Genomic DNA, 12,210 nt, shown 5'->3' on the forward strand with positions numbered 1-12,210 from the left:
ATCGCCAGCCCATACGCCACGGAGGTTGGCGGAGTTGCGGGGCTGCATAGGCGTCATGTTCATAGAAAAACGCCCCAGGCCATCGAGACCCAGGGCGGTGAAGATATCAAAGACCCGTTTTCCGGTAGATCGCAATGCGGCTCCGCTTAAGTGAACAGCATTGCCGCAATTGCGGGGCTTTTGTCGTCGAGGCGGGGGTTATTTTGCCGCGATGGCGTCTGCCATGGGGCTCTGGAACTCCTGCTCGGCTTCTGCGAAGCGATCCTGCATGGCCTTGGAGGGGGCCTTGTCCAACAGGCTGAACAGCACGATGGCCAGGGTGGCAAACAGGAAGCCCGGGATGATTTCGTACAGACCCAGCCAGCCGAACTGCTTCCAGATGATGACGGTCAGGGCACCGGTCAGCATGCCCGCCAGGGCGCCGTTGCGGGTCATGCGGGACCAGAGCACGGAGAGCAGCACCACGGGACCGAAGGCGGCACCGAAGCCGGCCCAGGCGTAGCTTACCAGCCCCAGCACCCGGTTCTCCGGGTTCACCGCCACGGCGATGGCGATGAGGGATATGAGCAGCACCATGGCGCGGCCGACCCACACCAGCTCTTTCTGGGAGGCGTTCTTGCGCAGGAAGGGCTTGTAGAGATCCTCGGTGATGGCGCTGGAGCAGACCAGCAGCTGGCAACTGAGGGTACTCATCACGGCCGCCAGGATGGCGGAGAGCAGCACACCGGCGATCCAGGGGTTGAACAGGATCTTGGAGAGCTCGATGAAGACCCGCTCCGGGTTGCCGCTCACGCCAGCCGCCTGCTCGGTGAAGGTGCTGAAGTAGGACAGACCGAAGAAGCCGATGGCCACGGCGCCGCCCAGGCACAGCACCATCCAGGTCATGCTGATGCGACGGGCGCTGGCCATGGAGTGGTGGGAATCCGCCGCCATGAAGCGCGCCAGGATGTGGGGCTGGCCGAAGTAGCCCAGGCCCCAGGCCATCAGGGAGATGATGGCGATGAAGTCCAGGTTCTTGAACATGTCGAGGTTGCTGGCGTTCTGCGCCGCCACCTGCACCATGGCGGTGTCGATGCCGCCCACGGCGATGATGACGAACACCGGGGTGAGGATGAGGGCGAAGATCATCAGGGTGGCCTGCACGGTATCGGTCCAGCTCACCGCGAGGAAGCCGCCGAAGAAGGTGTAGGTGATGGTGGCTGCGGCGCCGACCCAGAGGGCGGTGTCATAGCTCATGCCGAAGGTGCTCTCGAACAGGCGGGCACCGGCCACCACGCCGGAGGCGCAGTAGATGGTGAAGAACAGCAGGATCACCAGGGCGGAGAGGATGCGCAGCACCCGGCTCTTGTCCTCGAAGCGGTAGGTGAAGTAGTCCGGCAGGGTCAGGGCGTTGCGGTTCTTCTCGGTGTGAACCCGCAGCCGACCGGCCACCCAGCGCCAGTTGAAGTAGGCGCCGATGATGAGGCCGATGGCGATCCAGCTCTCGGAAATACCGCCGATGAAGACGGCACCAGGCAGGCCCATCAGGAGCCAGCCACTCATGTCGGAGGCGCCGGCGGAGAGGGCGGTCACCCAGCTCCCCATGCGGCGGCCGCCGAGAATGTAGTCGTCAAAGTTCTGGGTGGCGCGATAGGCGATAAAGCCGATCAACACCATCCCGAGGATGTACACCAGAAAGGTGATGAGCATGGGGGTGCTAGCTGTCATTCAAAACTCCGTTATGTGACGTCTGTGTTCGTTCTTGCGACGAACTCTTCCTTAAAAAAACCGGCCTAGAGTAATCAGCAGATCGCCGGACCACAACCACTTTTAACAAATAAAAAACACACGGAAAACGTTTAACACCTAACCAAGCAACCACTCAATTGCAATAAGGCCGGATTTTATCCCGACCTGCCAAGGGTTTACCCTGATGATCCCCTCCCCCGCGCCATAAAAAAGCCCCGACAGTGGCCGGGGCTCGGGATACCGACGGGCGGGATCAGCGGTTGATGGCGATGGGCATGCCGCTGCGCTGCTCCAGGGCCTGCTTGACCAGCTGGGAGTCGCTGTCCGCGTGGGCGATGAAGCGGGTCACGGCGGTGGACATGGGCAGCGGGGCCGGCAGGCTGGAGTTGAACTCCTCCTGGTTGCGGGAGAGGGGCTGGTGCACTTCCAGGTAGCGGCGGCCATCCGGCTCGACAGAGGCCTTGATGGGCTGGTTCACGAACTGGACGCGGGTACCGACCGGGACCTGCTTGAACAGGTACTCGATGTCGTCGTTGCGCAGACGCACGCAGCCGTGGCTCACCCGCAGGCCGATGCCGAACTGGGCGTTGGTGCCGTGGATGGCGTACATCTTGCCGATGTAGAGCGCGAACAGCCCCATGGGGTTGTCCGGACCGGCCGGCCAGACCGCAGGCAGAGTCTCGCCACGGGCGGCGTACTCGGCGTGCATCTTCGCGGTCGGGGTCCAGGTCGGGCCCGCCTTCTTGCGCTGCACGCTGGTCACCCAGTCTTCCGGGGTGTCGGTGCCGAGCTGGCCGATACCAATCGGCAGCACTTCCACCACCTTCTTGCCTTTGGGGTAGTAGTAGAGGCGCATCTCGGCGACGTTCAGCACGATGCCTTCACGAGGGGCATCCGGCAGGATCAGCTGATGGGGCACGACCAGCTTCTCGCCCGCCTGCAGCAGCAGGGGGTCTGCCTTGGGGTTGGCTTCCAGCATGTTGGTCAAGCCGAGCTGGAATCTGGCCGCTGCCGCTTCCAGGGGTTGGCCCGCCTCTTCCGGGGACACCACGTAGTCCAGGTTCTCCCCCACCAGGCGGCTGTTGGCTGCGGGCAGGGCATATTCGATGGCGAGGGCGGGCATGGCGGCCAGGATCAGGGAGCAGCACAGTGCGGCCGCCGTGTTGTGGAGGAGCTTCATAACTTTCCTGTGATAAAGGGGGTGGTTCAGCACTCTGGCCAGCGCGGAGGCGACGGGCGCGCCCGGGGCGAAGAGAAGGCCGCCATTTTTCTCCTCTGCCATGCAAATTTCAACCGCCACGTGCTGACGGGTCGGTGATTAAATACGGTGCCGCACTGCGCCGCGGCACCTTGCCATAAGCGGGATCAGCCGTTTTTCCAACTGTGCATGTCATAACCGGTTGGCGACTGATGCAAACGCAGATGGAATTGCTCAATTATCGCAAATATGTGGTCGAAAATATCAGCCTGTATCCCTTCATACTCGGCCCAGGCGGTGGTCGCCGTGAAGCAGTAGATCTCCAGCGGCAGGCCGTCCGTGGTCGGTGCCAACTGGCGCACCATCAGGGTCATGTCCTTGCGAATGCCCGCATGAGCCCGCAGGTAGGCGTCCAGATAGGCGCGCAGGGTGCCGAGGTTGGTGAGGTGGCGACCATTGATGGGGCAGCTGATGGCATCGCTGAGCTGCTGGTTGTAGCTGCTGAGCTCCTGCTCCTTGCGGCTGAGGTAGGGTGCCAGCAACCTGGCCTGCTTGAGCTGCAACTGCTCCTGCGAGGTGAGGAAGCGCACGCTGGTCATGTCAATGTTGACGCTGCGCTTGATGCGGCGCCCGCCGGATTCGGTCATCCCCTGCCAGTTCTTGAAGGAGTCGGAGATGAGGGCATAGGTAGGGATGGTAGTGATGGTCTTGTCCCAGTTCGACACCTTGACCGTGGTGAGGCCGATGTCGGTCACCTCGCCGTCCGCCCCGTACTTGTCCATCTGCAGCCAGTCACCGACGCTCAGCATGCGGTTGGCGGAGAGCTGGATACCCGCCACCAGGCCGAGGATGGGGTCCTTGAACACCAGCATCAGGACCGCGGTCATGGCCCCCAGGCCGCTGAACAGGAAGAGGGGCGACTTGCCGAGCAGCAGGGCGATCATCAGGATGCCCACCAGGATGCTGGCCACCAGTTTCACCCCCTGGAAGATGCCGCGCAGGGGCAGATCCCGCCCAAGCCGGGTATGCCGGCTCAGGGAGAGCAGGCAGTCGAGCAGGGCAAACAGGGCCAGCAGCAGGAACAGCAGGATCCAGAGCTGGGCCAGCAACTCGATAAGCGCCAGGCTCTCGGACGCTTTGGGCAGCCAGATCTCCGCCTGACCGAGCAGCACGGCCCCCTGGAACACGAAGGCGAGCCGGTAGAAGAGGCGCTGCTGCAACTGGGGCGGCAGCCACATCTGCTTGGTCTTGCCAAGCAGCCCCACCAGGCGCACCAGCAGGATGCGGTGCAGCACCAGGTGCAGCACCATGGCGGTCAGCACGATGAACCCCAGGGCGATCACCAGGGCCATCATGGGGGTCACATCGACCCCCAGGCCTGACAACCAGTTGAAAAACATCTCTTTCATCGTTACCTCCGCAATATCACACAGCGGTCAGGGTACGCATCTGGTCCCCCATGTCAAATGACAGGCCGCTCACTCTTGCCGAAACGACAACGCCCGGCAGGGGCCGGGCGTTGTCATCACCAGAGGGTGCCTTAGCCGACCAGGCTCAGGGCATCACGGGCGATCACCAGCTCTTCGTTGGTGGGCATCACCAGGGCCAGACGGCTGCCTTCGACGGTGATGGGGCCTTCACCGCCCAGCACGGCTGCGTTGTTGGCCTCCTTGTCGATCTTGAAGCCGAGCAGGGCCAGTCGGGCCAGCACCATCTCGCGCACCATGGCGGCGTTCTCGCCGATGCCGCCGGTGAACACCAGGGCGTCAAGGCGACCATCCATGGCGGCAGCATAGGCACCGACGTACTTGGCAACGCGATAGGTGAAGACATCCAGCGCACGCTTGGCACCGGCGTCAGTGGCGTAGTTGCCGGTGACGTAGCGGCAGTCGCTGCTCTCCTCGGTCATGCCCAGCAGGCCGGATTCGCGGGTCAGCACCTGGTTGATCTTGTCCACGCTGTAACCCAGGTTGTCGTGCATGAAGAAGACGATGGCAGGGTCGATGTCACCGGAGCGGGTGCCCATCGCCAGCCCTTCCAGCGGGGTCAACCCCATGGAGGTGTCGACGGACTCGCCGTTCTTGATGGCGCAGACGGAGGCACCGTTGCCCAAATGGCAGTTGATGATGTTGAGCTCATGGAGCGGTTTGCCCAGCGCCTTGGCGGTCTCTTCGGCGATGAAGCGGTGGGAGGTACCGTGGGCGCCGTAACGACGGATGCCGTTCTCGCGATAGAGCTTGTAGGGCAGCGCGTAGAGGTAGGCTTCCTCTGGCAGGGTCTGGTGGAAGGCGGTGTCGAACACGGCCACGTTCTTGTCGGCCAGGGCCGGGAACACCTTGAGGGCGGCACGGATGCCGATGAGGTGCGCCGGGTTGTGCAGGGGGGCAAACGGAATGGCGGCCTCGATGCCGGCAATCACGCCGTCATCGATGCGCACGGAACGGGAGAACTGCTCGCCGCCGTGCACGATGCGATGGCCGATGGCGACCAGCTGATCGGCCAGGGCGGGATCCTGGGGCAGGATGTGGCCCACGATGTGGTCGAGGGCTTCCTGGTGCGCGGCACCGGCGCCCAGCATGGCGTCGCCCTTGACCCCGTGGAGTTTCCATTTGATACGTGCGTCATCCAGATTGAAGCATTCGGCCAGGCCGGACAGCATGTCCTCGCCCGTTTCAGCGTCCATTACGGCAAATTTCAGGGAAGAGCTACCGCAGTTAAGGATCAATACCAACTTGCTCATGTTCTACATCTTCCTGTGCTTCGGCTTTACGCCGACAGTGTCGTGTCATCCAGCGATGGATGGGATTCCCCTGCCGGGGGCTTATGGTCGCAGGAGGGTGCGTCCAATTTTTCAAATCGTTGGGCGCAGACCGTTCGTCTGGCGCGCGCGTCGAATCAGCGATTCGCAACGGGCCTCTGTTGGCCCAATCACTCGGGACTCCAGGCCCCGAATGCCACTCAGGCGCCGGTCAGCAGCGACTGGTGAACCTTGACGACCAGCTTCTTGACCGGACCTGGGGTCGTCAGGGTACAGAGGGGGCGATGCAGTTCTCCCGGCCAGAAGATGGCGAAGTCGCCGGGCTGCAACGCCAGATAACTGGTCTGCTCGTCATCGACGAACCAGAGATCGGGGTGAGGATGATCGGCACCTTCCCGGCTGTAGGCGTGAGGGCCCACGCCGATCCACTCCTCGCCGCGCAGCAGCAGCTGGATGTCCAGATACTGCTCATGAAACTCGCCCCGGCGATCCGCCACCGGCTCTGTCAGATCCTCGCTCACCAGGCAGAACAGCATGAGGTCGTCGACCTCCTGCTTGCCGAGGGGGGCGTGCAGCCAGCGTTCGACGCTTTGCACCACCTCGGCCACGATACGGTTCAGGGGGGCGGGCAAGGGGGTGCGTTGCAAGGTATCCAGACTGCCGGTGATCATGAGGTTCGCATCCTTAGGTATATCTGTGGTCTATCTTTGTGCACCAATGAAAAAGGACCATTGAAGGTCCTTTTATCGTCTCGTCTGCCATCCGTGCAGACGGGGGCGCTGTCGCTTCCAAGCCGATGGCGCCGAGTCACTGTTGCATACTCGTCCGCCCCTGCCAAGAGATACTCGCCCATTCACCCGATGATCGTACCAGTTGAAACAATATTATTCACTACCCAATCTCCCCCGACTTTGACCAGACGCAAAAACGGGAGCATCTGCTCCCGTTTTTTTCCATCACCCGCTCAAAAGCGGTGCCATTCAAACCTTGCCGGCGTTTTCCACCGGCTTGGCGTACATGGCGCGCCAGATGGCCTTGTGCTCTTGTGGCACCTCGGACTGGCGAGTCAGGAAGGCGCTCTGCTCTATGGTGCTGGCCTTGCCGGGCACATCCGCCGCGAGGTAGTTGCCCGGGAAGAGACGATAGCTGCTCCAGATCGCCTTGTCGATGAGCGCCGCCAGCTCGTCCGGATCGCTGAAGCCCTCGGTGATGGGGGCGCCGAAGGAGACGTGTACCCGCCCCTTCTGGCCGACGATGCCCGCGACGATACTCTCGATGTCCTCGAACTCGCCCTTCTCGTAGCTGCCGTTGACCGACTTCTCGTAGAGCTCGCGCGCCTTGGCCTTGTCGGTGGGATCCAGCTCGTAGCTGATGCTCACCGGCACGATGTTGAGGCTGCGCATGTAGTCGACGAACTCGATCTTCTGCTTCTTGCCGTCCACGTAGAACATCTTGAGGATGGCCGGATCCGTCTTGTCATCCCCGTCCTTGGCGCGCCCCTCCTTCTGGGCGATCCAGATGGAGTGCCCCTCATGCACCGACTGGCCGATGTAGGCCGACAGCTCGCCGAGGGCCTTCATCATCTCCCGCGGCCCCTTGGCGGAGCGCTTGACGATGAAGCTCTTGTTGAGCTTCATCAGCTCGGTGGCGCAGGGCTTGCGCAGCAGGTTGTCGCCGATGGCGATGCGCACGGTATCGAAACCATGGGTGTGCAGCCCCCAGTTGACGAACGCCGGATCCATGGCGATGTCCCTGTGGTTGGAGACGAACAGGTAGCCCTGCTCCTTCTTGAGGTGTTCGAGCCCGGAGAAGCTCACTCCCTGGGTGGAGGTGGCGATCATCCGGGTCATGTAGCGGGTCACCCCCATCTGTACCTGATGGATGGTGCTGACCTTGGCCCACTTGTGGCGCAGGAACTGGCGGATCAGCGGGCGAATGGCCCAGCCCAGCCAGCTCATCAGGGAACCGAAGCGGTATTTGGCGATGGCGCCGATAAACTCGTCATCCTGGATCAGCCGCTCGATGGCAGCCGGCACTTCTTCATCGCGATAGGGGCGAATGTCCGCGAATCTATCTACTTCTGTCACAATGTCTGCCTTGCATGTATGGAGTCGCGGCCTGCGTCTGCCGGCCGGGAAAATTCAGGGCGCAATTTTACACGCTTTTATCCCCAGGGGTATGAGAGGTGTACAGATAGTGCGATCTTGCAGTGAAAAAGCGATGGCGGTCACCCGCCAGCCCCCCTTTCGACAACGGCTCTGCTAGCCAGCGGGATTGATGAGCGCGGTGAGGACGTGGTCCTCCCAGCGGCCGTTGATCATCAGATAGTCCCGAGCGTACCCCTCCTGCTCGAACCCCAGCCGTTCGAGGAGCGCGCCGCTTCGCAGGTTCGTGGGCATGTAGCTGGCCATGATGCGATGCAGGCCCCGCTCCCGGAACAGGTGATCGATGCCGGCGGCCACCACCTCCTGCATCAGGCCCTGCCCCTCGTGCTCCTTGTCGATGGCATAGCCCAGGTGGCACGCCTTGAACATGCCCATCACAATGTTCGTGAAATTGCAGGTGGCGAGCACCCGCTCCCCCCTGGGATCGAGCGCCACCAATTGCACGGCACTGCCCTCGAAATAGTGGCCGTAACCGTCGCGCAAGCGGGTCTGCCAGTGAGCGAGGGTGTAGAAGCTCTCCTCCCGCCTGGGCTCCCAGGGGGAGAGGTGGGCGCGATTGCGCAGATAGAAATCCACCATCAGGCAGGCCCGCTCCGGGGTCAGCACGGTCAGCCGGGTACGGGGGGTGACAATGTGGGGCAGCATCGTCATCTCGCCCTCAGGAGATTGGAAGCGGACAGAAGGGTCATCAGAGATCCCTCAGCCTCAGCCACTCGTCCCGCAGCAGGCCGTAGTGCACGTGATCCACCACCCTGCCCGCCAGCCGCTCCGCCCGCCGGGTCATCCCCTCCTGGGTCATTCCCAGCCGCTCGCACACGGCTCGGCTCGCCTCGTTCTCGAGGGCGGCGCTGACCTCCACCTTCTCCATCCCCATCTCCTCGAAGGCGTGATGGATCAGGGCCTGGCAGGCCCGGGTGATGATGCCGTGTCCCTGCCAGCGCTCCGCCAGCCAGTAGCCGATGGTCACCTTGCCGAGATCCTGATCGATCTGGTTGTAACCGATGACGCCGACCACCTCCCCCTGATACTCGATGGCCGTGGTCAGCCCCTCCCCCCGGGCAAACTTCTCGATGGCGTGGCGAATGAAGGTGGCGCTGTCGGCGGGCTGCTGAATGTGGGGCACCCAGGGCAGCCACTGGGAGAGGTAATCGCGGTTGCGCTGGCAGAGGCGAAACAGCTCGCTGGCCATGTCGGGTTGCAGGAACAGGAGCGCCAGCTCGTCATCCAGTTGCCATGAAAACATCGCCACTCCTCCCCGGTTTCGCTCCGGCCATCTGCCGTCATGGGAGCCAATGTAGTCAATCAATCCCTTGTTTGCCAAGGACTTTTCAACTGGCTTCCCCGCTGGCAACCCCCATATGGCGATCCCCATGCGGGCACCTTGATCCCAAGGTCATCAATCACCCCTCGCAGCGGTTCAACATGCTGCCATTACCAGTATTTGTGGATGATTGACGCTGTAAAAGTGAATCGTGCTACCTGTTTTCGCTGCCCTGTGACAAATGACAGGCCGTTATTTTCCCCCTTCCCACTAGTGTAAGAGCGCCGGGCAACGGACCCGGCGTGTAATCTTCATCGACTAAGGAAAGACGAGATGAACAAAGTCTATTTGGCCGTCATGCTGGCCTGCTGGGGAAGCGCCGCCATGGCGGCAGAACAGGTGGAAGTGAACCAGGTCTCCGACCTGACCGGTGCGGTGAGCGGCGCCGCCAAGATTGGCGCCCTTGGCGCCGGGGATGGCGAGTTTCGCAAGGTGCGGGCGGTGACGCTGCCCAATGGCCAGCAGCGGATACGCTATGAGCAGACCTGGCAGGGGATTCCGGTGTGGGGCCAGGTTCTGGTGGCCGATCAGGCGCTGGGGGGCCAGGTCAATCAGGTGTCCGGCACCATGCTGCGCAAGATCGATGCCGACCTGACGGGCCCGGCCGTTGCCCTCTCCGCCAGCGACGCCGCACGCCAGGCTCGCAGCGGTGCCAAGGGGAGCAACGAACAGGTCAAGCTGTTCGTGATGCAGGATGAGACCGGCCAGGCCAGACTGGTCTATCTGGTCTCCTGGCTCGCCGCCAGCAAGGAACCGAGCCGCCCCTTCGTGATGATCGACGCCCAGACCGGCAGCGAGCTCAAACGCTGGGAGGGGATCAACCACAAGGACGCCACCGGCCCGGGGGGCAACGTCAAGACCGGCAAGTATTTCTACGGCGCCGACTTTGGCCCCCTGCAGGTGGATGACAACTGCCGCATGACGGGGACCAACGTGGACACCCTCAACATGAATCACGGCACCACGGGGGGCGCCATCCACCAGTTCACCTGCCCGGAGAACACGGTCAAGGAGATCAACGGTGCTTACTCTCCTCTCAACGATGCCCACTACTTCGGCAACGTGGTGTTCGACATGTACCGCAACTGGTACAACACGGCACCGCTGAGCTTCAAGCTCAAGATGCGGGTGCACTACAGCCGCAACTACGAGAACGCCTTCTGGGACGGCAGCCAGATGACCTTCGGCGACGGGGCCACCACCTTCTATCCACTGGTGAGCCTGGATGTGGCGGCCCACGAGGTGAGCCATGGCTTCACCGAGCAGAACTCAGGGCTGGTCTACTCCGGTCAGTCCGGCGGCATCAACGAGGCCTTCTCCGACATGGCGGGGGAAGCGGCCGAATACTACGTGAAGGGCAGCAACGACTGGCTGGTGGGGGCCCAGATCTTCAAGGGCAACGGCTCCTTGCGCTACTTCGAGGACCCGGCCCGGGACGGCAAGTCCATCGGCCATGCCAGCGATTACTATGACGGCATCGACGTGCACCACAGTTCCGGGGTCTACAACCGCGCCTTCTACCTGCTGGCCAACACCAGCGGCTGGCAAACCCGCAAGGCGTTCGAGGTGTTCGTGCTGGCCAACCGCCTCTACTGGGGCCCCAACACCACCTTCGATCAGGGGGCGTGCGGGGTGACCAGGGCCGCCACGGATCTCGGTTACAGCGTGAGCGACGTGGCAGCCGCCTTCACCGCCGTCGGGGTCAATGCCACCTGCGGCGGCACCACGCCCCAACCGGGCAGCGTGCTGCAAAACGGGGTACCGGTGAGCAATCTCACCGCCGCCAAGGGGGGCAAGCTGAACTTCACCGTCGAGGTGCCCGCCGGCAGAAGCCAGCTGGTGGTGACCAGCAGCGGCGGCAGCGGGGATGCGGATCTCTACGTGAAGTTCGGCAGCGCGCCGACCGCCAGCAGCTATGACTGCCGCCCCTACAAGAGCGGCAATGCCGAAACCTGTACCCTGAACGCCCCCAAGGCGGGGACCTGGCACGTGCAGTTGAGCGGGTTCAGCGCCTTCTCCGGCGTCACCCTCAAGGCCAGCTACTGAGTCTGAGCGGGCATCAAGGGGAATAAGCAAAGAGCGCCGGCCTGGTCCGGCGCTTTTTTATGTCCGCTTGCCCGACCAGCGCCGGGCCAGGGTACGGGCCGCCTCCAGCACCCGCTCCTTGGCGGGATTGGGGCGCTTGCCGCTGCGCCAGGCCATCATCACGTCCCAGTGATCCGGTGGCAGATCCACCACGTCCAGCTTCACCAGGCGACCGAACTCCAGATCCCGGGTGATGGCGAGCGCCGGCATCAGGGTGATGAAGCCGTGCTCCAGCGCCAGCTCCCGTGCCGCACTCGCTGGCTGGATGGCGTGCAGCGGGCTCGCCACCTGGCGCAGCAGACGCAACTGCAGGATCAGCTCGTCGCAGCCCGTCCCCCACTGCTGGGGCGCCAGCCGCTCGTTGGCAATGTCCTGCAGGGTCAGCCCCTGCCGCCCGGCCAGCGGGTGGGTGGCGCAGGCCACGGCGATGATCGGGGAACGGTAAAGCAGTTCGAGCTGGATGCCCGCGATGGCAGGGCACTTGAGAATGAAGCCCACGTCGGTCTCGCCGGTCAGCAACTCCTGCATGATGATGCCAGAGTGATCCGTGTTGCAGCGGATCTCGAAGGTCTCGTCCACCAGGGCCAGCAGCAGGGGGCCGAACACCGCCGTGGTCAGAGAGGGGAGGCAGGAAAGCCGGATCCGCGGCAATGCAGGCGCCCCCTGCATCGCCAGCCGCCCCCCTTCCAGTGCGCTCAGGGCCGCAGTCGCGGCAGGCAGAAACTGCTCGCAGGCCGGGGTCGGGGTGGCCCCCCGACGATGGCGACGGAACAGGGACTGGCCCAGCTCCTGCTCCAGCACGGCAATGCGCTGGCTCACCATGGGTTGTGACCAGCCGCGAATAGCGGCCACCTTGCTGAAGCTGCCACGGTTGGCCACATCCAGCAGCAGTTGCAAATCGTCGAGGGTCATAGCCATAACCAAATCCAATATGAAATATAGCCAGTTGTCGGCT

10 protein-coding genes and 1 pseudogene are annotated in these 12,210 nt (G+C 63.1%); 2 read left to right on the forward strand and 9 right to left on the reverse strand.

The annotated features are described in order from the left end of the window. Nucleotides 1–154 (forward strand): annotated as a pseudogene (locus tag C3418_RS11415) (IS4 family transposase); the annotation flags it as partial. A gap of 44 nt (nucleotides 155–198) precedes the next feature. Here the strand turns inward: C3418_RS11415 and putP are convergent. The 8 genes from putP to C3418_RS11455 form a co-directional block, all read right to left on the reverse strand. Beyond that, nucleotides 199–1,707 carry a sodium/proline symporter PutP gene (gene putP / locus C3418_RS11420; protein WP_103858536.1) on the reverse strand — a complete coding sequence of 503 codons (1,509 nt, stop codon included), beginning with the start codon at nucleotides 1,705–1,707 and terminating at the stop codon, nucleotides 199–201. Nucleotides 1,708–1,981: 274 nt separating this feature from the next. Continuing rightward, a complete protein-coding gene (locus C3418_RS11425; protein WP_010675523.1) occupies nucleotides 1,982–2,908 on the reverse strand; it encodes a L,D-transpeptidase family protein in 927 nt (308 codons plus the stop codon). 185 nt (nucleotides 2,909–3,093) lie between these two features. Continuing rightward, nucleotides 3,094–4,335: a mechanosensitive ion channel family protein gene (locus tag C3418_RS11430; protein WP_010675524.1), complete on the reverse strand. Its 1,242-nt coding sequence runs from the start codon at nucleotides 4,333–4,335 to the stop codon at nucleotides 3,094–3,096. A gap of 131 nt (nucleotides 4,336–4,466) precedes the next feature. Beyond that, a complete protein-coding gene (locus C3418_RS11435) occupies nucleotides 4,467–5,666 on the reverse strand; it encodes an acetate kinase (RefSeq protein WP_010675525.1) in 1,200 nt (399 codons plus the stop codon). 218 nt (nucleotides 5,667–5,884) lie between these two features. Continuing rightward, nucleotides 5,885–6,355, reverse strand: coding sequence for a YhcH/YjgK/YiaL family protein (locus C3418_RS11440; protein ID WP_103858537.1), 471 nt, complete (start codon nucleotides 6,353–6,355; stop codon nucleotides 5,885–5,887). Nucleotides 6,356–6,664: 309 nt separating this feature from the next. Further along, nucleotides 6,665–7,771, reverse strand: coding sequence for a 1-acyl-sn-glycerol-3-phosphate acyltransferase (locus C3418_RS11445; protein ID WP_010675527.1), 1,107 nt, complete (start codon nucleotides 7,769–7,771; stop codon nucleotides 6,665–6,667). A gap of 174 nt (nucleotides 7,772–7,945) precedes the next feature. Then, nucleotides 7,946–8,500, reverse strand: a complete 555-nt coding sequence (locus tag C3418_RS11450) for a GNAT family N-acetyltransferase (RefSeq protein ID WP_181023093.1) — start codon at nucleotides 8,498–8,500, stop codon at nucleotides 7,946–7,948. A 37-nt stretch (nucleotides 8,501–8,537) separates the two neighbouring features. After that, complete coding sequence (locus C3418_RS11455) at nucleotides 8,538–9,092, reverse strand: GNAT family N-acetyltransferase (RefSeq protein ID WP_103858538.1); 555 nt, start codon at nucleotides 9,090–9,092, stop codon at nucleotides 8,538–8,540. A 351-nt stretch (nucleotides 9,093–9,443) separates the two neighbouring features. On the opposite strand from C3418_RS11455, the gene C3418_RS11460 reads away from it, so the two are divergent. After that, nucleotides 9,444–11,216 (forward strand): M4 family metallopeptidase, encoded by a 1,773-nt coding sequence (locus C3418_RS11460; protein ID WP_103858539.1) that lies wholly within the window; start codon nucleotides 9,444–9,446, stop codon nucleotides 11,214–11,216. A gap of 57 nt (nucleotides 11,217–11,273) precedes the next feature. Here the strand turns inward: C3418_RS11460 and C3418_RS11465 are convergent, their stop codons facing one another. Then, on the reverse strand, nucleotides 11,274–12,173 hold the full coding sequence (locus C3418_RS11465; protein ID WP_029314793.1) for a LysR family transcriptional regulator: 900 nt from the start codon (nucleotides 12,171–12,173) through the stop codon (nucleotides 11,274–11,276). Nucleotides 12,174–12,210 lie beyond the last annotated feature (37 nt).

The sequence above is a fragment of the Aeromonas sp. ASNIH8 genome (assembly GCF_002919855.1).
Lineage (GTDB): Bacteria > Pseudomonadota > Gammaproteobacteria > Enterobacterales > Aeromonadaceae > Aeromonas > Aeromonas caviae.